Origin of the sequence: Parazoarcus communis SWub3 = DSM 12120 (assembly GCF_003226565.1) — a bacterium.
Classification (GTDB): domain Bacteria; phylum Pseudomonadota; class Gammaproteobacteria; order Burkholderiales; family Rhodocyclaceae; genus Parazoarcus; species Parazoarcus communis.
This window is the reverse complement of the sequence record NZ_QKOE01000003.1, coordinates 65,747-84,873: the sequence shown is the minus strand read 5'-3', so window position 1 is coordinate 84,873 and position 19,127 is coordinate 65,747. Positions and strand designations below refer to the sequence as shown.

The following is a 19,127-nucleotide window of genomic DNA, read 5'->3' as shown; positions in this document are numbered from 1 at the left end:
GGTATCAGCGTGATCAGGAGAAGCAAGATGTCGAATCTCACCCGTGAAGAGACCGAGAGCCTTATCCAGGAAGTGCTCGAGGTTTATCCCGAGAAGGCCCGCAAGGACCGCGCCAAGCACCTCGCGATCAACGATCAGTCGATCGAACAGTCGAAGAAGTGCATCACCTCCAACCGCAAGTCGCTGCCCGGCGTGATGACCATCCGTGGCTGCGCCTACGCAGGTTCGCGCGGTGTGGTGTGGGGTCCGGTCAAGGACATGATCCACATTTCGCACGGTCCGGTTGGCTGTGGCCAATACTCCCGTGCCGGCCGCCGCAACTACTACGTCGGCACCACCGGCGTGAACACCTTTGCCGAAATGAACTTCACCTCGGATTTCCAGGAGAAGGATATCGTTTTCGGTGGCGACAAGAAGCTCGCCAAGATCATGAACGAAATCGAGCAACTCTTCCCGCTGAACAAGGGCATCACCGTTCAGTCCGAGTGCCCGATCGGTCTCATCGGTGATGACATCGAGGCCGTCTCCAAGAAGGCTGCCAAGGAACTGAACAAGGTCGTCGTGCCGGTTCGTTGCGAAGGCTTCCGCGGCGTGTCGCAGTCCCTCGGCCACCACATCGCCAACGATGCGGTGCGTGACTGGGTGCTGTCGAACCGTGATGGCAAGCACTTCGAATCGACCCCGTACGATGTCACCATCATCGGCGACTACAACATCGGTGGCGACGCCTGGGCTTCCCGTATCTTCCTCGAAGAAATGGGCCTGCGCGTGATTGCCCAGTGGTCGGGTGACGGCACCATCGCCGAAATGGAGAACACCCCGAAGGCGAAGCTGAACCTGCTGCACTGCTACCGCTCGATGAACTACATCAGCCGGCACATGGAAGAGAAGTACGGTATTCCCTGGATGGAATACAACTTCTTTGGTCCGACCAAGATCGAAGAATCGCTGCGCCGCATCGCTGCCTTCTTTGACGACAGCATCAAGGAAGGTGCCGAGCGCGTGATCGCCAAGTACAAGCCGATGATGGAAGCCGTCATCGCCAAGTACAAGCCCCGCCTGCAGGGCAAGCGCGTCATGCTCTACATCGGTGGTCTGCGTCCGCGTCACGTCATCGGTGCGTACGAAGATCTGGGCATGGAAGTGGTCGGCACGGGCTATGAATTTGGCCACAACGATGACTACGACCGTACCATCAAGGAAATGGGCAACGCCACGCTGCTGTATGACGACGTCACCGGCTTCGAGCTGGAAGAGTTCGTCAAGCGCATCAAGCCCGACCTCGTCGGCTCCGGCATCAAGGAAAAGTATATCTATCAGAAGATGGGTATCCCCTTCCGTCAGATGCACAGCTGGGACTACTCCGGTCCGTATCACGGTTATGACGGTTTCGCAATCTTCGCGCGCGACATGGACATGACCCTGAACAACCCGTGCTGGGGCAAGCAAACCCCGCCGTGGAAGGTCCAGAAGCCCGCTGACGAAGCTGTCAAGGCCGCTGCGTAATACAGCTGTCACCCGGTTTCAGACGTTGAGATTCGCCTGTCCCGCCTTGCGCCGTCCTCCCACGGCGCAAGGTTGAGCGAACGAGTTCCGACGCTCTTTCCGGTAAGCAATGCGTGACGCGCGGCACTGCCGCGCAACCCAAAACCTTGTGCCTGGCGTCCGCAGATTGGCGGCGCAGGCAAGGAGCCAGAAATGCAGACCGTTGACGATATCAAGCCCTGCTACCCGCTGTTCCGTGACGACGACTACAAGGCCTCGCTGAAGAACAAGCAGGATATGTTCGAAGAGCGCCACCCGGCGGACAAAGTCGAAGAAGTGTTCCAATGGACCACCACCAAGGAATACCAGGAACTCAACTTCAAGCGCGAAGCGCTGACCATCAACCCCGCCAAGGCCTGCCAGCCGCTGGGCGCGGTGCTGTGCTCGCTGGGCTTTGCCAAGACCCTGCCCTATGTGCATGGTTCGCAAGGTTGTGTCGCCTACTTCCGCACCTACTTCAACCGCCATTTCAAGGAGCCGATCTCCTGCGTCTCCGACTCGATGACGGAAGACGCCGCCGTGTTCGGTGGCCAGAAGAACATGTTCGACGGCCTGGAAAACGCCAAGGCGCTGTACAAGCCCGACATGATTGCGGTGTCGACCACCTGCATGGCCGAGGTGATCGGTGACGACCTGAACGCCTTCATCAACAACACCAAGAACGGCGGTCATATTCCGCAGGACTACCCGGTTCCGTTCGCCCACACTCCGTCCTTCGTCGGTAGCCACACCACCGGCTGGGACAACATGTTCGAGGGTATCGCGCGCTACTTCACCCTCAACAAGATGGAAGACAAGGTGATTGGCAGCAACGGCAAGCTGAACTTCGTGCCGGGCTTCGAGACCTATCTGGGCAACTACCGCGTCATCAAGCGCATGATGGCCGAGATGGGCGTTGATGCCACCGTGCTGTCGGATCCGACCGACATCCTCGATACCCCGTCCGATGGCGAGTTCCGCATGTACGCCGGTGGTACCACGATGGAAGAGATGAAGGACGCGCCCAACGCGCACAACACCATCCTGCTTCAGCCGTGGCACCTCGAAAAGACCAAGAAGTTTGTCGAGAACACCTGGAATCACGAAGTGCCCAAGCTGAACATTCCGATGGGCATGGAATGGACCGATGAGTTCCTGATGAAGGTCTCCGAGATCACCGGCAAGGAGATTCCCGAGTCGCTGGCACTCGAACGCGGCCGTCTGATGGACATGATGCAGGACAGCCACACCTGGCTGCACGGCAAGAAGTTTGCGCTGTACGGCGATCCTGACTTTGTCCTCGGCATGGTCAAGTTCCTGCTCGAGCTCGGTGCCGAACCGACGCACATCGTCTGCAACAACGCCAACAAACGCTGGGGCAAAACGGTCGAGAAGCTGCTGGCCGAGACCCCGGTTGGTGCAAATTGCAAGGTGCATGTCGGTGCCGACCTGTGGCACCTGCGCAGCCTGTGCTTTACCGACAAGCCCGATTTCCTGATCGGCAACTCGTACGGCAAGTACATCCAGCGCGACACGGTGTACAAGGGCAAGGAGTTCGAGGTTCCCCTGATCCGTCTGGGCTTCCCGATCTTCGATCGTCACCACCTGCACCGGATGACCACCCTGGGCTACGAGGGCGCGATGTACATCCTCACCACCCTGGTCAATGCGGTACTCGAGCGTCTCGACGACGAAACCCGCGGCATGGGTACCACCGACTACAACTACGACCTGATCCGCTGAGGTTCTGGTTCGACCTTGCGACGGGCGGTCCGGACTGTCATCCGGAATCGGGCCGCAAACCGCAGGCGCCCCCGAAAGGGGCGCCTGCGGGCATGGTGCGTCGGAGATCATCCGCCGCAAACAGCCATGTCGCAAGGATTTGTGTCGATACGGGGGGCCAAGCCCCACCCATTTGTCTGCTAAATGCGTCTGCAAGGAGCCCAGCCGTGGCCAATATCATGATTCGCAAGAACGAGGCCGGTGGCCTGGTGTTTTATCTGCCCAAGCGAGATCTCGAGGACAACATCGACTCGATCGAATTCGACTCCCCGGAAAAGTGGGGCGGAGAGCTCAAGCTCGCAAGCGGTGGCACTTATTACATCGAGCCGCAGCTTGCGCCGGCGCGGCTGCCGGTCTCCGTGCGGGCCAAACGTGTGGATGCGCCCGAGTGAGGGCTTTTCTGCATTGAAAGGAGTTCATCATGGCACTCAAGATCGTTCAGGCTGAATGCACCTCCTGCGGTGACTGCAAGCCGGTTTGTCCGACCAAGTCGATCACTGACAAGGGCGGAATCTTCAAGATCAACGCCGAGACCTGTACCGAATGCGACGGCGACTTTGACGAGCCGCAGTGCGTAGCGGTGTGTCCGGCGGGTGATAGCTGTATTGTGCCGCTCGCGGCCTGATCCAGCATGTCGGGGTGGATCGTCAGATCCACCCCTTTTGTGTTTTTTCGATGAGGTCCGTCATGAACGCTCCCGTCAGCCCAAGTGGTAGCCCGGTCACCCGCGAAGCGGCGCTGCGTATCGCGCTCGCGGCCCGGTCCCTGCCCGATGTGAATGTTGCCGCCTTCGTGCGTGCGTTGGGTGATCGCCTCGGCACTCCAGTGACTGAAGACAAGCTCGCGCGCGTGACTGTTGCGGATATCAAGGCCCTGTTGCAGGGCGACGAAATTGTTGATCCCGGCGTGGACAATGACGCGCTCAAGTCGGCAGTCCGATATTTGTGGGGCGAAGGTATCGACGACGGCTCACCGATTCCGGATGCAGAACTGCCTGAAGGCCCTGGCCTGTTACGCGTCGCGGTCGCATCGAACAAAGGCGAAATGCTCGATGGGCACTTCGGTTCGTGCAACCGCTTTCTGGTCTATCTGGTTACTGAGTCACAGATCGCCCTTGCCGAAGTGCGCTCGACCCGTAGTGCCGAGGATGCGGAAGACCGCAACGTGGCACGGGCCGCACTGATCTCCGATTGTCACCTTGCATACATGCAATCCATTGGCGGCCCGGCGGCGGCCAAGGTGGTGCGGGCCGGAATCCATCCGGTCAAGTATCCGGTTGGGGGCGCGGCTCGAGAAGTGCTTGCCCAGTTGCAGGGCACGCTCAAGTGTCCGCCACCGTGGCTGGCCAAAGTGCTGGGAACAGGGGCTTCGAGTCAGCGGCGCTACACCGCTGACGAAGAGGAGGCTGACGCATGATCACCACGGACATGCTCGACGAAGCTGCGGTCATCGCGGCGGCGACCTCGCTGGGCGACGACTGCGTCACTGCATTGCGCGCCAAGTGGCCTGCGATGCGCTTTGTGGTCTGCTCTGAAGACGATATCCCCGCACGTTTATCCCCCGCGCTAGAGGCTAAAGGCTTCAATCTGTATCTGATCGGTGGCGGGGATCACTGCCTTGCGCTGACCAAGGAGCTGGATGCTGCGATCGGTATTGTGGTGGCGAGTGTTGTCGAGGACTGATACTCGACGATAGTGAAGAAGTCTGGGATGTTTCAAGCCCACGCGAACACCGTGTCGTGTGGGCTTAGTCTTTTTGACGGTAGCCGCGTCGGACTGAGGTAGTCTGCGCCTCTGTTGGAATCGGATGCGGTGTGACTTGAAGCGGCTGCGACTTTACGGCACAACGAGATCACTACCTGCACAGGATGACCGAAATCGATCCGGATTCAGGGGCTCACAAGAAAGCGGCCCAGTATCCACGTTTGTGGACGCTGGGCCGCAGGGAGCGCGTGAATCAGCGCGATCGGATGAGGCGGGCTCAGACGGGACCGCGGCCGCTGCGCTTCACTTCAATGGTGGATGCCAGCGCGACTTCCAGAGTGGCTTCGTCGCCCTTGAACTTGTAGTCCTTCATGGCCGAGCACACGGTGGCGACCTTCTCCCCGGCTGACTGGCCCTTCAGATCGCTTTTCTCGATTGCCAGCTCTTCGAGCAGTTCGTTCCACACCATACCGTCTTCGAGCGGCAGCAGCGCGTAGCGGACGCCGTCCAGGGTGAGGCTGAGCGGCTTGCCAATGTTATTGACGAAGAACAGGACCTTGGCGTCCGGTGCCAGGTCGGCGGCGTAACGCTCGACGAAAAGGGGCAGGCGGGCAATGTCGTCGAACAGGCCGGCAGCCAGCGTCAGCTTGTCGCCCTTGGCCAGCAGCACGCTCTGACGGATGGTCGCGACCGGGGGCTTGCGGCGGCCAGACGAATCGCCGATCTCCCCTTCGACCAGCACCAGGTCGCCGCGATAGGCGAACAGATCCGGTGCGCCGGCAGATTCGGTGAAGTTGCTGTTGAACAGCAGGCCTTTTTCTTCGTAACTTTGCAGAATCATGTCTTGCTCTCGTGCAGTGATGGAAATAGCGGTGTGACTGCTCGTACTCGCACCGTGGGTATGAATACGAGCGACGTGCTCAATTGGTGGCTGTGGTGCTGGTCTGGCGCAACAGGGCGGCCAGCCAGCGTTTGGCATCGCGCTGGGCGCGTTCCTCGGTCAGTCTGTGGCGCAGTGAATCGGCGACTTCTTCGTAGGCCAGGGTGCGTTCGGGATGGATCTCGTCGCAGCGCAACAGGTGGTAGCCGAGTTCTGAATGAAGGACTCCGGACAAGGCGCCGGCGTCGAGCTGAAACAGGGCGTCATCCAGTACCGGGTAAAGCTGGCCCCGTGCAACCTTGCCGAGCAGGCCGCCATTGAGTGCAGTGGGACATTCCGAGTGCTTGATGGCCTGCTCCTCGAAGCGTGCAGGTTTATTGCCCAGGCGGCGTGCGATCTCGCGGATGCGATGATCCGCACGGGCAGCGGTGTTGTCCGGAAAATCTTCGTTGATGGTGATGAGGATGTGGCGCGCGACGCGGTGCTCCGGGGTGTGAAAGCGTTCGAGATGGGTGAAGTAGAAGATCTCCGTCTCGGTGTCTCCGATCTCGCCACTCTGTGCCCCCACCCGTGCCATGACCGCATCCACCATCAGGTCGCGCTGCAGGGCGTCGGCAAGTGTTTGCTCGTCCAGGCCGGCATTGGCCAGGCTGGCGTGAAAACTGTCTTCGTCAGGGTGCTGGCCGCGGATCTCGCCGATCGCATTGCTGATGGCGTCCGGCGCGAGACAGACGCCTTGCGCTTCGCAGCTGCGCAGGACGACTTTCTCGATTTCGGCATACTGGTGCGCAACCCGTTCGGCGTGCGCACGCTCGCTGTCGGAGAGGCTGCCGCAGTCCTTGCCGTACAGCGCCAGTGCGGCCTTCAGTGCGTAGTAGGGCTGGATGCTCATGCCGCCGGCTCCTCTTCATCGGCCTCCGTCAGCTTGCGCCGATTGACCGGCTTGGGCAGTGGCTCCAGCGAGGTCTCGGGAATACAGAGCATGTAACCGGGGAAGTTGACGTGGTAGTGCACTCCTTCCGGCATGTCGCGTATGACCCGGATCACCTCACCGATGCAACCCTTTTCGGCAACCACTTCTCCCCGCAGCGAAAAACTGCGCCCGGCAATGACCTTTTCACGGGCTTCGAAGCGGGAGGGGGCCCAGGGGGCGTCCCCGGCGATCACCTCTTCTTCCCGACAGCCGACGATGCGGTCTTCATCGAGGAAATGAACGGTGTAGATGATCTGGTCCTGCAGGAAGGTGCCGACACCGATCACCGTGCCAATGCTGCCGCGGCGAACCAGGAGGTCGCCGACCGCCATGCCCGGATAGGTGCCGTCGTCGCGGACATTGCGGGTGACGCGAACAGTGTCGCCGTAATCGAACTCGGTACGCATGGCGTGCCTCGCTAGGGAAGTGGGTTCAGCGCTGGACCGAGTCCAGCGAAACGAAAGCGGTGCCGCTGGCCTTCTTGAAGACCGCGAAGACCTTCTCGGTGACGGCGTCGGAGACGGTGAAGTCGCGATAGGCCATCTCGAGGAAGCGGCGATGGTGTTCGCGGCGTGTGGCTTCGTCGCCCTCGGCCGGGTTGTGTTTCAGGTAGTCATGAAAGCGCTGCAGGATGTGCAGGCGATTGACGTGCACCACCTGGGGCTCGAAGGGCACCTCGAAGTACTCGAGGAAGTCTTCGGCGGCAACCAGGTCTTCCATTGCTTCGTCCAGGGTCAGTTCGTCCATGATGGGCTCCGGGGTCAGGGGGTGGTGGTGCAGGTGGATTCTTCAGTTGCACGTGCAACGTCGAGCAGTACCTTGCTGCCGAGACGATCGGCTTCGTCGATACTGACCAGGGGTTCTAGCAGCGCAATGGCTCCGCCTACATCGCCGGTGCGCAGGCGGATATAGGCCGCAGCCTTGAGTGCCGACAGATAGAAGCGGGTCAGGGTCATCGACAGCTTGCCCGCTGCAGCCACCGCGGTGGCATCCAGGCCCATGCCGCTCGCCGGCAGGCCAACGCGCTTGCCGCTGACCGCGATCGCATGCCATACCACCGAAGCGGCTTCATCCATCTGGTGACGATAGAAGTGATAGCGATAGCGCGCGACCAGCACCAGCAGGTGGTCGGGCGCGCGTTGTCCCGCCTCGGCCAGCGCAGCCTCCGCTTCGGGGGCGCCGTAGAATTCGCCGGCACGTTCGACCAGCTCCATCACGCCTTCGGGCAAGGGGTCGTCGAAGTACAGCGGTTCGGGGTCGAAATGCAGCAGGTCCATCAGCGTGCCTCCGTGACGGGTTCGTTTTCGGGCTGGCAGGCACACTCTGGACAGGCTGCTTCTGTATTGGCCAGACAATCCACGGCAGTGGCAGCCATGACCGGAATCGTGCGGTAGGCGGTGCCCTTGGAAGGGGGCACGGCAGACTCAACAGCGGGTGACCGAACCGAGGCAAGCTCGGATTCAAGCGTCTTGATCCGGTCGAGAAGACAGTTCAGCGTATGACCGACCGGGTCCGGCATCAGGTGATGATCGAGGTTCAGGTCATCGGTCGCGTCCAGAATGGGCGACTCGCGGCGCACGATCTTGGCTGGGATGCCGACCACCGTGCGGTCGTCAGGCACGTTCTTCACCACCACCGAGTTGGCGCCAACCCGGACCCGGCTGCCGATGGTGATGGCGCCGAGGATCTTTGCCCCAGCCCCGACCACGACGTGGTCGCCCAGGGTGGGATGGCGTTTGCCCGGATTCCAGGTGGTGCCGCCGAGGGTGACGCCGTGGTACAGGGTGACGTCATCGCCGATCTCGGCGGTTTCGCCGATGACCACCCCGGCCCCGTGATCGATGAAGAAGCGCTTGCCGATGCGCGCGCCGGGATGAATGTCGACATTGGTCCAAACCCGTGCCAGAAAACTCACCAGACGGGCGGGGTAACGCCACCGGCGCAGCCACAGCATATGAGCGATGCGGTAGGCGATCAGCGCATGGACGCCCGGGTAGGTGGTGAGTACCTCCCAGGTGCTGCGTGCAGCCGGATCGCGGGCGAATACGCAGACGACGTCTTCACGCAACTGTCTGAACAGGCCGGGGGCGGGCGCGTCGAGCGTGGCAGTCATGGTGGCAGTATCGTGGGCCATGGTCCTCGGAGCTCCGGACGGAGTTTGTCGGGTCAGGCGTAGGTTGGGGCGAAGGCCTTCTCGGGATCGGTAATCGGGCCGTTCTCGCCCCAGTAAGGCGACAGCTTGCGCAACTGGGCAATGATTGGCGGCACCGCGGCGATGACGCGATCGATTTCGTCCTCGGTGTTCTCGCGCGACAGCGAGAAGCGGATGGTGCCGTGGGCAGCGGTGTAGGGAATCCCCATGGCGCGCATCACATGTGAGGGTTCGAGCGAGCCCGAGGTGCAGGCCGAGCCAGACGAGGCGGCAATGCCCTGTTTGTTGAGCAGCATCAGGATGGCTTCACCTTCTACGTACTCGAACGCGATGTTGAGCGTATTGGGCAAGCGGTTGTCGACGTCGCCGGTGGCAAAGGCATTGGGGACCGCGGCCAGGATGCCGGCTTGCAGCTTGTCGCGCAGCGCACGGACCTGGGTATTTTCGAAGGCCATGTGTTCGCGTGCGATCTGGGCAGCAATGCCAAGACCGATGATCGCAGGCACGTTCTCGGTACCGGCGCGGCGGCCGCGCTCCTGACCGCCGCCACGCAGCAGTGGGCGGAAGCGCGAGCCACGACGCAGGTAGAGTGCGCCGATGCCTTTGGGACCATGCAGTTTGTGACCCGACAGCGACAGCATGTCGATGGCCGATTCGGCCATGTTGATCTCGACCTTGCCCACCGCCTGGACGGCGTCGGTGTGGAACAGGACGTTGGCGTCACGCGCCATGCGCGCCATCTCCTCGACCGGGAAGAAGGTGCCGGTTTCGTTGTTGGCCCACATGACTGACACGACCGCGACCTTGTCGGTCAGCAGCTTGCGGTATTCGTCAAGGCTCAGCCGGCCTTTGCCGTCGACCTTGAGCTTGTGGATGATGTAGCCGTCCTTCTCCAGCTGATCGCACAGGTGCAGCACGGCATGGTGTTCGACGGTGGTGGTGATGATTTCCTTGCGGTCAGGCGAGGCCTTGAGCGCCGACAGAATGGCGGTGTTGTCGGCTTCGGTGCCACCAGCGGTGTACACGATCTCCGAGTCGTACTCGGCGCCAATCAGCTTCTGCAGCGAAGCGCGGGCGGCCTTCACCTCGTGTCCCACCTTGGCGCCGAAGCTGTGCATCGACGAGGGGTTGCCGAACTGTTCGGTGAAGTAGGGCAGCATGGCAGCGACCGCTTCGGGGGCGCAGCGGGTCGTGGCGTTGTTGTCGAGATAGATCGGGGGCAGGGCGCTCATGGTTCTCTCCGCGACGCACCGGTTCGGCGCGTGGTGTTGGGGACGAACCACGCCGGGGTTCGGGCGTGGCTCGTCAGGCTCTTGTGGCTGGTGGGGCTCAGGCCGGCAGCTTGGTTGGCGCAACCGCCTTGACCGGCACGACCTTGACGATCTCACCCAGGGCTTCGATCATCTGCTGCTGGATACCGCCCAGGGTCAGGGCTTCCATCTGGCAGCCGGAGCACGCACCTTTCATCGACACGTAGATGGTCTTGCCATCGACATCGACCAGCTCGATGTCTCCGTGGTCGCGGATCAGGTTGGGACGCGCCTTTTCAATCACCTGTTCGATGCGACGGATGCGCTCGAGGGTGGACAGCTTGCCCGGCTTGGTCTTGGGCGGCGGCGGGGCGGGGCTGAAGGTTTCGCCGCGTTCCGCCATGACCTTGGCGAGAAGTTCTTCGATACCTTCGTGGCAGGACGAGCAGCCGCCGCCCGCCTTGGTGTAGTTGGTGACCTGCTCCACCGAGCACAGGTTGTTGGCGCGGATGGTGTCCTCGATCATCACCGAGTCGATGGCGAAGCACTTGCAGATCAGCGCGCCCTCTTCGTGGTCGTCCTTCCACTCTTCGCCACGGAAGTTGGCGACTGCCGACTGCAGGGCTTCACGACCCATGACCGAGCAGTGCATCTTTTCCGGCGGCAGGCCGCCGAGGAAGTCGGCGATGTCCTGGTTCGACACGTCGAGGGCTTCGGTCAGGGTCTTGCCCTTGATCATTTCGGTCAGCGCCGAGCTCGAGGCGATCGCCGATCCGCAACCGAAGGTCTGGAAGGAAGCGTCGAGGATCTTCTCGGATTCGGGCTCGACCTTCAGCATCAGGCGCAGGGCGTCGCCACAGGAAATCGAGCCGACTTCGCCGATGGCATTGGCGTCGGCCATCGGGCCGGCGTTACGCGGGTTGTAGAAGTGTTCCTTGACGGTTTCGGAGTAATCCCACATGGCTGGTCTCCCGGTCTCAGGCAGAGAAGGACTGGCCACAGGCGCAGCCGCCCGAGGCATTGGGGTTTTCGAACTTGAAGCCGGAGCCGGACAGCGACTCGACGAAATCGACGGTGACACCGGCCAGCATCGGGGCGGAGTAGGGGTCGACCAGCAGGGTGACACCATCGAGTTCGACGACGACGTCGTCCTCAGCCTTCTCGGCTTCGAGTTTCATGCCGTATTGCAGGCCGGAGCAGCCGCCGCCTTGCACGTGGATGCGCAGGCCGGCGACGGGATCGGCGGAACCGGAGATGAAACGGCTGACGGCTTTCTGAGCGGTGGGGGTAAGCGTGATCATGTTCAGGTCTCCAGGAGAAAGGGGGCTCTTGAGAGACTTATCGCAAACCGCGTGCCACGCGTGCCTGTTGGTTAAGTGTTTGTTTTTTAATGTGGTGTTGGGCGTTTGTCGTGTCGCGAAGGAAACGCCCCCGAGGGATTGTCGGATTTGCGACAGATGCGTCAGCCAATGACGTGTTCGTAGACCAGGCGCAGGACGTCACGCTCGGTTGCGGGGATGCCGCCGATTTCGGTGATGCTGACAAAACGGCCGTCAACCGCCGCGACGGCCTCGAAGGGCGGGTCGATGGCGGTGAACTCGGCAAGGCGCACGGACAGCGTGCCGCCCGGGGCGAGCATTTCAGCCTCGAATTCGGGATCCAGCCTGAGCGCGCTGGCGGGCAGGCCCAGCCGCTCGGCAGCGGCGGCGGCCAGCGGGGCCGGATGCGGCACGACGCCGTCCGCTGCTGGATTATCCAGGCGGGCGGCGACCATGGTGCTGCCGAAACGCGCGAAACGCAGGCGTGCGCTGGTGGATTGCTTGTGAATCAGGACAAGGGCAAGGTCGTTCATCGGCGCTTCGGCGGGTGGTCAGGCAGTGACGGGGGAGGCACCATGGGTGTGACAGTCTTTCGGACAGACCCGGCTACAGGCGCCGCAGCCAATACAGTCAAGCGCATTCTTGAGCGTCATCACCATCATGTTGTCGTCATCGAGGTCTTCGTCCATGTCGTCCTCGCGTTCGACCAGGTCGAACACGTCGCGCGGACAGACCTTGTAACAGCGGCCACAGCCGATGCACTTCTTGCCGTCCAGTTCGAGGACGAATTCCGGGGTCCAAGTGGCGCCGCCACGGGTGATGCCGGTAATGGGATCCATGATGTTTCCTTTGCAGCTTGGGACAGGTGTTGAAAGGGCGTCTCGCGACGCCCGGTATGACTTATTCGGTGGTAGCAGCCGTCGCCGCGGTGAGGCGGTCGTTGGCGTCGGCCCAGGCCTTGCAGGCGTCGTAAGTCGATTGGGCGATGCCGGGCAGGTCGGCGTAGCCACCGGGCAGGCGGTCTTCGACCAGGTCGTGCAGTTGCGAGGCCCATTCCTGGGAAACGCGCTTGAGTTTGCGGACTTCCTTCTCGAGTGCCTTCAGTTCTTCGTCGGTCATGTCGATCTCCAGTGCGGTGGATGTCGACCGGGCTGATTGCCCGGTCGCGATGCCCGCGGTGCCTCAGAGCCCCGCGACTTCGGGGTATTTGCCAATGATCTCGAGGGCAACCGACAGGTATTTGTCGCCTTCGTCCTTCATCTTCGAGAAGCTGTCGAAGCCGAAACGGTGCACATCACGTAGGGTGCGGTCATAAACAACGAGCTTGCCCACGGTGATGATGCCGCGGCCGAAACCTTCGTGCGTGAGGTTGACCATGGGTACGGCCATCAAGCCGCATTCCTTCTCGATCAGCGCTGCGATGGCGTTGTGGAGCGCCTTGACGCGCGAGATGGTGACGTCGTCTGGGTCGCCCACGACCGGAATCTGCCGACGCTGTTCCTTGGTGAGGATGTAGGGGGCCAGCACGCGCTCGATCGGCCAGCCGTCGTAGGTGCCGTAGTTGTCCAGCGCACGGGCCTGACGGTTCATTTCCTTGAAGAAATCGCTCTCGGCCAGTTCCGGGCTCAGGGTGGCGGCGGGGGCGGTGCTGGTGTCGATGGTGATCATCGTTCGGACTCCTGGTTGTTGCTGGCAAATGCTGCGTGGGAAGAATGGGAAACAAGTTGGGGCGTGGTTTGCCATCCGGGATGGCGTGCAATCCGCCGCGAGGCGATGAAACCCAGCCCCAGACCGGCAAAACTCAGGCCGGCGATACCGGCGTCGGTGAGACCAAGCAGGCTGGCCAGCACCATGCCGGTGAGCAGACCGGCCAGCGGCAGCATGTGGGTGACGATCAGGCCGCGCAGGACGCTGCGGCTGTCCAGCTCGAGCTGAACTTCGTCGCCCGACAGGCCGGAGCAGCCGTTGGCGGGCAAGGTGAGGTCGGTGGTCTTCGCGCTACCGCATACCTTGGCCGCGTGGCAGCCGCCACAGGCTGCGGCGCGCTCGAAGCGCACCACCAGCTGATTGTCGTTGCGGGACAGGATGCGGCCGGCGCGGCGCATCATTCCTGCCACCCCTCGGCTTCCATCGCGTCGAAGCGGGTGGCGTCGACGGGCTGCCGGCTCTTCACCGCCTTGGCCAACCAGCCGCCGGGGCCGCTGGCCAGTTCGGCCTGCAGGTCGGCAATCAGTGCATCAATGGTGCTGCCTTCCTCGACCCGTACTGGTTGTATGCCGGCGGCCAGCAATTGCTTGACCGCTGAGGCGCCCGCTGCCAGGCAGTACACCGCGGCACAACCGGCCAGGGTACCGATCTTGGCTGGCAGCTTGTTCTCGTTGCCGTCCTGTGCGGTATCGATGAACTCGGTGACTTCGACCAACTGTGCGCTGTCCGCGCCGACCTCGAAGATGGCGAAGGCTTCGGCAGAGCCGAAGTGCTGGTCCACCGTACTGCGGTCGGTAGAGGCGAAGGCGATCCGTACCCCGTCCATGATGGGCCGTGCCTCCTCAGTGCCCACCAGCCGCAACTGCCTGCGGCGTGGCGGTTTGATACTTATAACGCGAGGGGTGGGGGGCGATGGTGTCATGATGTTGCAGTACCAGGTTGGCCAGATCGAACAGGGCCTGCCGGGTACCCCGGTAGCCCACCCAGGTCTTGCAGAAGCCGCCGACGAGGTCGTATTGCGGCATGCCCGCACGCAGCAGTGGCACGCCCAGGCGGGCGGCGGTTGCTGCTGCGTGCGAATTGGCGATCAGCAACTCGGCGCCGCCAGCGCGGGCAAGTTGTTCAAGATCTTCCAGGTCGCCGATGTGGGCTTGTGCCGTTGGCAGCGAAGCCAGGCTGGCGGCCTTGACCGGGGCGACGGCGGCGACGATCTCGCTGCCCATCGATGCCAGCAGGGTGCTCAGTTGCAGCAGCAGATCGGGATCGGCGGCAATGGCCACCCGGCGCAGACCGGTCATGAAGTGGGTGTCCACCATCGCGTCCTGAAGTTGTGCGCGGTGGCGTTCGAGCTTTTCCGGCACGGCGATGCCCGCGAGTTCGGCCAGCGTGGCCGTCAGCTGGTCGCAGGCTTCCAGCCCAAGCAGGCCGTCGAAGCGGTAGTCAGGCACGCCGGTCCGCTCTGCCAGGAGGTCGGCGGCCCCCTTCAGTGAGCGACCGACGACAATGGTGGCTGCCGCCTCCCCCAGGGTCTGCAATTCGGAGATCGGTGTCCCACCCAGCGTGACAGGGGTGGTGTCTTCTGGAATCAGATGACCGTCGAGCGAATCAGCAAGATCGGGTACCGCCACCGGGCGCAGACCGAACAACTCGACCCATTCCTTGATCGCTTCGACGTCGCCTGGCGTCATATGGGCGCCGAGGATCAGGTTGACCTGCTTCTTGCGTTTGCCGACCAGACCGGTACCGGCGGTGTTGGGCACGGTGGCATCAAGGATGCTCTTGACTGCCGAGGCGTAGCCGGTTTCGAGGCAGCCGGTGAAATCGGGCGTATTCACCGCGGCGACCGGGATGGCGTCGTATTGCGGATGGCGTTCGCGGAAGTTGCGCACCAGACGATGGATGTCTGTGCCCTGGGTTTCGGCCAGTGCCGTGGTGGCCAGCCCGACCAGCGAGGGCTTGCTCTTGCCGCAGACCGTGGCCAGCGCCTGGACCACGTTGTCGTCAGCATTCATCACCGTGGCGACCTGATCCATGGCAGTGGTCTGCAGTGGGATGGGCTCGCGGAAATGGCGGACGAAGAACACCTTGGCAAATGCCGTGCAGCCCTGCGATCCATGGAAGATGGGCATTGCGCGATGAATGCCGAGAAAGGCCAATGCGGCGCCAGCCGGCGCAGAGGACTTCAGTGGATTGACCGCGAGTGCCTTGGGGTGACGGATGATCTCGGCCATGGTTTGCTCCTCAGGCTGCGGCGCCGGCAGCGACGGCCGGTGCCGGGTCGTACTCGTGGTCGTGTCCGTGAGCGGGCTCATCGGCACCGCCATCCGGGCTATCGCCCATCTCGGGGCCGGCGATCACCATCGCCCGTGTGCTCCATGGGGCCGGCTTGCGCACCGCGTCCCACACTGGCGATTCCAGTGTCAGCGCGAGTTGGCGAACCAGCTCCTTCATGCCTTCATAGCCGGCGTAGCCGAATTCGCGTTCCTGGTTGATGTCCAGGAAGGGCAGGCGGGCCTTGAGTGCGGTGTAGAGGTTGCGGCCGCCGGCGATCAGGATGTCGGCCTTCAGTTCGTAGACCGCGTTCAGCAGGTCCCGGGCGCCTTCGCTCTCGAGCATGATGGTGTTGTCACCCATCAGCTCAAGGATGCGGGCCTTGTCTTCTTCGGTGGACTTCTTGGTGCCGCTGGCGACCACGTTCATCCCCAGGTCCTGCAGCGCCGAAACCACTGACCAGGATTTGACGCCACCCGTAAACAGCAGCACACGCTTGCCTTCGAGTCGCGGCCGCCAGACGGCCAGTTCGGCTCGTACCCGGGTTTCCTCCCGGGCAATCAGGGCCTCGGTGCGGGCGGTGAGGTCGTCGTCACCGATCAGGCGGGCAATTTCGCGCAGCGCGTGCGAGGTGTCGGTGATGCCGTAGAAGCTGCCTTCGAACCAGGGAATGCCGTAGCGTTCTTCCATCTTGCGGGCGACGTTGATCATCGCTTTGGCGCATACCAGCATGCTGACTTCACCGCGGTGCATGGTCTGTACTTCGTGGAAGCGGGCGTCGCCCGACAGCGTACAGAGGATGCGGATGCCCAGTTCGTCGAACAGCGGGGTCAGATACCACAACTCGCCGGCGATGTTGTACTCGCCGATCAGGTTGATGTTGTGTATCCGGATGCCTGCGGCGTCGGCAGCAGCCTGCGCTTCAGCGGGCACTGGCTCGGGCTCGCGGGTGCCGATCACATGCTTGACCATGGCCTCGCCGGCAATGCGGTTGCCAAGGTTCTTGGTGCCGTAGAAGCCTGCCGAATCAATCGGTACCACCGGCGTTCCCCAACGCTCGGTTGCGGCCTTGCACACTGACTCGATGTCATCGCCGATCAGTGCGGGGACACAGGTGTTGTAGACAAAGACAGCGGCCGGTGAATGACTGTCGATGGCCTGCTTGATGGCGTGAAACAGACGCTTCTCACCACGCCCCATGATCACGTCCTGCTCGGACAGGTCGGTGGTCATGCCGATCTTGTACAGTGTGGAGCCGGATGACAGCGTGCCACGGTTGTCCCAGGAATTGCCGGAACAGGCGATCGGGCCGTGCACGATGTGGGCGACGTCGGCGATCGGCAACAGCGCAATCTGGGCGCCGTCGAAGGCACAGCCGCCGGCCGAGGCGCCGGGTTTGGGGCGCGCACAGCCGGATTTCTCCTTTTTGTTGTGCGCACAGGCGGGTTCGTTCAACAGTTCGGCGATGTCAGCAGCTTTCACGGTGGCTCTCCGTGTCGGGATGCTCTACACCTGCAAGCTCCGTGCCGAAGGCGTTGAACGGAGCAAGTTCATGAAAAATAGGGAAAAGCCGCTTGTTGGTCGTGTCGCGAAGCCGACAATGTGCTGGCCGCGACACGACAGCACGTCCTGCGTGTCAGCATTCAGATCGAATACGGTTCGCGCATCCATGCATGGATCAGTGCGGCATCGCGCTCCGGCAGATAGGCCATGTCGTCCTGCAGGTCGGCAAAGACATCGGGGGCCACGTTGCGTGGGACCCGATGCGCGCTGATCATGTGGAAATACCACGCAAACCCGTAGCCGGCGGCGCGGTCGTAGTCGTGCAGCTGCTGGGCGAGCGGGGTGCCGCGCAGGCCGGGGGTGCCATGCCATTGCGGCGCATGTGCCGCAACCGGCACCGCGCCGGCGCGCGGTTGGCGGAAGCGGTCGAGATGCTCGGACAGGGCAAGGACCCAGTGGTCGCAGAAATTGCGCTGCTGGCCGGCGCTGCTCGACGCCCAGTCGCGAAGGAAGCGCAATACGGGCGGCGGACTGCCGGCCTGCAGGTCGAGCCTTGAAATGAAGCCCCGCATGTCGGTCAGACGGCGGAAGCGGTAACGGGGTGCGGCGAGCGGCTGAGGTGGGGGGGCGTCGGCTGGACGGTCGAGCAGGGCTTCGACCGAGTCGATGGCCGGGCCACGCCCCCCTACTGCATGACTGATGACTTCCTGCAATTCCTCGATTTCGAGTTGCAGATAGTCGTCGGGGGCACGGCTGGCCGGCGCAACCAGGTAGTGGCTGACGCCTTGTTCGAGGGTGATCACCAGGCCGGCTTCAGCGTATTCGTCAGTGAAGCTTGCACCATCTTCGCCACAGTCGGCCCAGGCTTGCTCGAGCCACTCGAGGGCGCTGTCCGCGACCGTGTTGCCGTCTGCGTCGAGGATGCGGCCAGGACGGAACCAGCCGCCACGCGACAGGCGCGGGGTGAACTCGGGCCCGCCCTGACGACGCAAGGCGTCCAGCAGTAAGGCATGTCCGGGCAGTGGCGTCACCGTGGCGCATAGCGCACGCAGGGTGTCGTCGAGACTGGTAGGCGTCGTCCGGGGGGCGGGCGGCGCGAGCGGGGCTTGGGACATGATGGTTTCCTTCTGCGATAGCGCGATTGTTTCAGTGAATCTGAATCGGTGAATTTCAGGGTGCCCCGTCGGCGGTCAGACGTTCGGCCGCCAGCTGGCGTACTGCGTCTTCCGGATCACTGGTGACGAGGCGGGTGAGGGCTTCCAGTGGCGCTTGCTGGACGGCTGCGGCGCGCACCAGCCAGTGCTCGTCATCGAGCATGCGCGCGGCGTCGTCCGGCAGCATGCGTCCAGCCGCCAATGCACGGACTTCAGGGTCAGGATCGCGGGCCATCCGGCTGAGTGCAAAAGCAGGAAGACGGCGGGCGATTTCCTTGCGCACCACGGGTTCGGGATCGTCGATCATCTGCGGCAGGCGACCATGGGGGATGCGACGGGCAACCTGCTGGCGCACGGCGTAGTCGGTGTCGTTCATCAGCCGGGGCAGGTCGGCGGCGGGCAGGCGGGCGGCAGCGGTGATCCGTACTTCGCGGTCTGGGTCGTGAATGAGCTTGAGCAGCGCATCGCCGGTCAGCCGGGTGGCGACCGCGCGGCGCACCGTCTCGTCGGGGTCCTTGCTCAGGCGGACGACGGCTTCGACCGGGGCATACTGGGCGGCGATTGCCCGTCGCTCCCAGAAACCGTCGTCCAGACAGGATTCGGCGAATTCGCGGTTGCGCCGCAGGAAGCGGTCGATCTGGCGACCACTATGGGCGAACAGGCAGGCGTCGCCCGGGCCACAACGCCCGTCGGACAGCAGGGTTTCGCGCAGTGCGCATTGCTGACAGGGATTCTCGGGTGGCTGGTAGTCGTCCAGCCCGGTTAGTGTCTCTTGGCTCAAGTGGGCTCGTGGACGGCGTGTTGGCCGTCACCTCCGTCATGGCTAGCTGTCGAGGTCGGCGCAAGCCGCGTGCCAGCATCCGGATGCGCCAGTGTGGTGCGAACCGGGCGGAAAGACGGCTTGCCGTG

The 19,127-nt window shown here is 62.9% G+C and carries 25 protein-coding genes; 6 read left to right on the top strand and 19 right to left on the bottom strand.

Annotated features, from left to right (window positions below):
* Positions 1–27: 27 nt before the first annotated feature.
* The 6 genes from nifD (at position 28) to DNK49_RS05795 (ending at position 4,988) form a co-directional block, all read left to right on the top strand.
* Entirely contained in the window at positions 28–1,506 is a 1,479-nt protein-coding gene (gene nifD / locus DNK49_RS05820; protein WP_110523396.1) for a nitrogenase molybdenum-iron protein alpha chain, read from the top strand.
* A 192-nt stretch (positions 1,507–1,698) separates the two neighbouring features.
* Positions 1,699–3,267, top strand: a complete 1,569-nt coding sequence (gene nifK / locus DNK49_RS05815; protein ID WP_110523395.1) for a nitrogenase molybdenum-iron protein subunit beta — start codon at positions 1,699–1,701, stop codon at positions 3,265–3,267.
* Between the two features lie 206 nt (positions 3,268–3,473).
* On the top strand, positions 3,474–3,698 hold the full coding sequence (gene nifT, locus DNK49_RS05810; RefSeq protein WP_110523394.1) for a putative nitrogen fixation protein NifT: 225 nt from the start codon (positions 3,474–3,476) through the stop codon (positions 3,696–3,698).
* A 29-nt stretch (positions 3,699–3,727) separates the two neighbouring features.
* Positions 3,728–3,931 carry a 4Fe-4S dicluster domain-containing protein gene (locus tag DNK49_RS05805; RefSeq protein ID WP_110523393.1) on the top strand — a complete coding sequence of 68 codons (204 nt, stop codon included), beginning with the start codon at positions 3,728–3,730 and terminating at the stop codon, positions 3,929–3,931.
* A 62-nt stretch (positions 3,932–3,993) separates the two neighbouring features.
* Positions 3,994–4,722 (top strand): dinitrogenase iron-molybdenum cofactor biosynthesis protein, encoded by a 729-nt coding sequence (locus tag DNK49_RS05800; RefSeq protein WP_110523392.1) that lies wholly within the window; start codon positions 3,994–3,996, stop codon positions 4,720–4,722.
* Positions 4,719–4,988 carry a DUF6129 family protein gene (locus DNK49_RS05795; protein WP_110523391.1) on the top strand — a complete coding sequence of 90 codons (270 nt, stop codon included), beginning with the start codon at positions 4,719–4,721 and terminating at the stop codon, positions 4,986–4,988. Before DNK49_RS05800 ends, DNK49_RS05795 begins: the two co-directional genes overlap by 4 nt.
* Before the next feature lie 298 nt (positions 4,989–5,286).
* Here the strand turns inward: DNK49_RS05795 and DNK49_RS05790 are convergent, their stop codons facing one another.
* The 19 genes from DNK49_RS05790 to DNK49_RS05700 form a co-directional block, all read right to left on the bottom strand.
* The gene (locus DNK49_RS05790; protein ID WP_110523390.1) at positions 5,287–5,850 is read right to left on the bottom strand and encodes a hypothetical protein; all 564 of its coding nucleotides are present in this window, start codon (positions 5,848–5,850) and stop codon (positions 5,287–5,289) included.
* Between the two features lie 79 nt (positions 5,851–5,929).
* Positions 5,930–6,781: a nitrogen fixation protein NifM gene (gene nifM / locus DNK49_RS05785; protein ID WP_110523389.1), complete on the bottom strand. Its 852-nt coding sequence runs from the start codon at positions 6,779–6,781 to the stop codon at positions 5,930–5,932.
* On the bottom strand, positions 6,778–7,269 hold the full coding sequence (locus tag DNK49_RS05780) for a nitrogen fixation protein NifZ (RefSeq protein WP_110523388.1): 492 nt from the start codon (positions 7,267–7,269) through the stop codon (positions 6,778–6,780). Before DNK49_RS05780 ends, nifM begins: the two co-directional genes overlap by 4 nt.
* Before the next feature lie 25 nt (positions 7,270–7,294).
* Positions 7,295–7,609: a nitrogenase-stabilizing/protective protein NifW gene (gene nifW / locus DNK49_RS05775; RefSeq protein ID WP_110523387.1), complete on the bottom strand. Its 315-nt coding sequence runs from the start codon at positions 7,607–7,609 to the stop codon at positions 7,295–7,297.
* Positions 7,610–7,623: 14 nt separating this feature from the next.
* Positions 7,624–8,139, bottom strand: coding sequence for a hypothetical protein (locus DNK49_RS05770; RefSeq protein ID WP_110523386.1), 516 nt, complete (start codon positions 8,137–8,139; stop codon positions 7,624–7,626).
* Complete coding sequence (gene cysE / locus DNK49_RS05765; protein ID WP_110523385.1) at positions 8,139–8,996, bottom strand: serine O-acetyltransferase; 858 nt, start codon at positions 8,994–8,996, stop codon at positions 8,139–8,141. The genes DNK49_RS05770 and cysE overlap by 1 nt, the downstream gene beginning before the upstream one ends.
* 32 nt (positions 8,997–9,028) lie before the next feature.
* Complete coding sequence (nifS, locus tag DNK49_RS05760) at positions 9,029–10,246, bottom strand: cysteine desulfurase NifS (protein WP_110523384.1); 1,218 nt, start codon at positions 10,244–10,246, stop codon at positions 9,029–9,031.
* 97 nt (positions 10,247–10,343) lie between these two features.
* The gene (gene nifU, locus DNK49_RS05755; protein ID WP_110523383.1) at positions 10,344–11,225 is read right to left on the bottom strand and encodes a Fe-S cluster assembly protein NifU; all 882 of its coding nucleotides are present in this window, start codon (positions 11,223–11,225) and stop codon (positions 10,344–10,346) included.
* Positions 11,226–11,241: 16 nt separating this feature from the next.
* Positions 11,242–11,565, bottom strand: coding sequence for a HesB/IscA family protein (locus tag DNK49_RS05750; protein ID WP_110523382.1), 324 nt, complete (start codon positions 11,563–11,565; stop codon positions 11,242–11,244).
* Positions 11,566–11,726: 161 nt separating this feature from the next.
* On the bottom strand, positions 11,727–12,116 hold the full coding sequence (locus tag DNK49_RS05745; RefSeq protein ID WP_110523381.1) for a hypothetical protein: 390 nt from the start codon (positions 12,114–12,116) through the stop codon (positions 11,727–11,729).
* A gap of 18 nt (positions 12,117–12,134) precedes the next feature.
* Positions 12,135–12,422, bottom strand: coding sequence for a ferredoxin III, nif-specific (fdxB, locus tag DNK49_RS05740; RefSeq protein WP_110523380.1), 288 nt, complete (start codon positions 12,420–12,422; stop codon positions 12,135–12,137).
* A gap of 61 nt (positions 12,423–12,483) precedes the next feature.
* On the bottom strand, positions 12,484–12,702 hold the full coding sequence (locus DNK49_RS05735) for a CCE_0567 family metalloprotein (protein WP_110523379.1): 219 nt from the start codon (positions 12,700–12,702) through the stop codon (positions 12,484–12,486).
* 63 nt (positions 12,703–12,765) lie between these two features.
* Positions 12,766–13,251 (bottom strand): NifX-associated nitrogen fixation protein, encoded by a 486-nt coding sequence (locus DNK49_RS05730; RefSeq protein WP_110523378.1) that lies wholly within the window; start codon positions 13,249–13,251, stop codon positions 12,766–12,768.
* Positions 13,248–13,691 carry a SoxR reducing system RseC family protein gene (locus DNK49_RS05725; protein WP_110523377.1) on the bottom strand — a complete coding sequence of 148 codons (444 nt, stop codon included), beginning with the start codon at positions 13,689–13,691 and terminating at the stop codon, positions 13,248–13,250. Before DNK49_RS05725 ends, DNK49_RS05730 begins: the two co-directional genes overlap by 4 nt.
* The gene (locus DNK49_RS05720; protein WP_243632248.1) at positions 13,688–14,116 is read right to left on the bottom strand and encodes a NifB/NifX family molybdenum-iron cluster-binding protein; all 429 of its coding nucleotides are present in this window, start codon (positions 14,114–14,116) and stop codon (positions 13,688–13,690) included. The genes DNK49_RS05725 and DNK49_RS05720 overlap by 4 nt, the downstream gene beginning before the upstream one ends.
* 16 nt (positions 14,117–14,132) lie before the next feature.
* The gene (gene nifN / locus DNK49_RS05715; RefSeq protein ID WP_110523375.1) at positions 14,133–15,521 is read right to left on the bottom strand and encodes a nitrogenase iron-molybdenum cofactor biosynthesis protein NifN; all 1,389 of its coding nucleotides are present in this window, start codon (positions 15,519–15,521) and stop codon (positions 14,133–14,135) included.
* Between the two features lie 10 nt (positions 15,522–15,531).
* A complete protein-coding gene (gene nifE, locus DNK49_RS05710) occupies positions 15,532–17,043 on the bottom strand; it encodes a nitrogenase iron-molybdenum cofactor biosynthesis protein NifE (RefSeq protein WP_110523374.1) in 1,512 nt (503 codons plus the stop codon).
* 161 nt (positions 17,044–17,204) lie between these two features.
* Complete coding sequence (locus DNK49_RS05705) at positions 17,205–18,179, bottom strand: hypothetical protein (RefSeq protein ID WP_110523373.1); 975 nt, start codon at positions 18,177–18,179, stop codon at positions 17,205–17,207.
* Between the two features lie 55 nt (positions 18,180–18,234).
* Positions 18,235–18,999 (bottom strand): 4Fe4S-binding leucine-rich repeat protein, encoded by a 765-nt coding sequence (locus tag DNK49_RS05700; protein ID WP_207806899.1) that lies wholly within the window; start codon positions 18,997–18,999, stop codon positions 18,235–18,237.
* Positions 19,000–19,127 lie beyond the last annotated feature (128 nt).

Bases quoted from the DNA above. Each gene is read 5' to 3' on its own strand.
- nifD (WP_110523396.1), top strand. From the start codon at position 28: ATGTCGAATCTCACCCGTGAAGAGACCGAGAGCCTTATCCAGGAAGTG.
- nifK (WP_110523395.1), top strand. From the start codon at position 1,699: ATGCAGACCGTTGACGATATCAAGCCCTGCTACCCGCTGTTCCGTGAC.
- DNK49_RS05805 (WP_110523393.1), top strand. From the start codon at position 3,728: ATGGCACTCAAGATCGTTCAGGCTGAATGCACCTCCTGCGGTGACTGC.
- DNK49_RS05800 (WP_110523392.1), top strand. From the start codon at position 3,994: ATGAACGCTCCCGTCAGCCCAAGTGGTAGCCCGGTCACCCGCGAAGCG.
- DNK49_RS05795 (WP_110523391.1), top strand. From the start codon at position 4,719: ATGATCACCACGGACATGCTCGACGAAGCTGCGGTCATCGCGGCGGCG.
- DNK49_RS05790 (WP_110523390.1), bottom strand. From the start codon at position 5,850: ATGATTCTGCAAAGTTACGAAGAAAAAGGCCTGCTGTTCAACAGCAAC.
- nifM (WP_110523389.1), bottom strand. From the start codon at position 6,781: ATGAGCATCCAGCCCTACTACGCACTGAAGGCCGCACTGGCGCTGTAC.
- DNK49_RS05780 (WP_110523388.1), bottom strand. From the start codon at position 7,269: ATGCGTACCGAGTTCGATTACGGCGACACTGTTCGCGTCACCCGCAAT.
- nifW (WP_110523387.1), bottom strand. From the start codon at position 7,609: ATGGACGAACTGACCCTGGACGAAGCAATGGAAGACCTGGTTGCCGCC.
- DNK49_RS05770 (WP_110523386.1), bottom strand. From the start codon at position 8,139: ATGGACCTGCTGCATTTCGACCCCGAACCGCTGTACTTCGACGACCCC.
- cysE (WP_110523385.1), bottom strand. From the start codon at position 8,996: ATGGCCCACGATACTGCCACCATGACTGCCACGCTCGACGCGCCCGCC.
- nifS (WP_110523384.1), bottom strand. From the start codon at position 10,246: ATGAGCGCCCTGCCCCCGATCTATCTCGACAACAACGCCACGACCCGC.
- nifU (WP_110523383.1), bottom strand. From the start codon at position 11,225: ATGTGGGATTACTCCGAAACCGTCAAGGAACACTTCTACAACCCGCGT.
- DNK49_RS05750 (WP_110523382.1), bottom strand. From the start codon at position 11,565: ATGATCACGCTTACCCCCACCGCTCAGAAAGCCGTCAGCCGTTTCATC.
- DNK49_RS05745 (WP_110523381.1), bottom strand. From the start codon at position 12,116: ATGAACGACCTTGCCCTTGTCCTGATTCACAAGCAATCCACCAGCGCA.
- fdxB (WP_110523380.1), bottom strand. From the start codon at position 12,422: ATGGATCCCATTACCGGCATCACCCGTGGCGGCGCCACTTGGACCCCG.
- DNK49_RS05735 (WP_110523379.1), bottom strand. From the start codon at position 12,702: ATGACCGACGAAGAACTGAAGGCACTCGAGAAGGAAGTCCGCAAACTC.
- DNK49_RS05730 (WP_110523378.1), bottom strand. From the start codon at position 13,251: ATGATCACCATCGACACCAGCACCGCCCCCGCCGCCACCCTGAGCCCG.
- DNK49_RS05725 (WP_110523377.1), bottom strand. From the start codon at position 13,691: ATGATGCGCCGCGCCGGCCGCATCCTGTCCCGCAACGACAATCAGCTG.
- DNK49_RS05720 (WP_243632248.1), bottom strand. From the start codon at position 14,116: ATGGACGGGGTACGGATCGCCTTCGCCTCTACCGACCGCAGTACGGTG.
- nifN (WP_110523375.1), bottom strand. From the start codon at position 15,521: ATGGCCGAGATCATCCGTCACCCCAAGGCACTCGCGGTCAATCCACTG.
- DNK49_RS05705 (WP_110523373.1), bottom strand. From the start codon at position 18,179: ATGTCCCAAGCCCCGCTCGCGCCGCCCGCCCCCCGGACGACGCCTACC.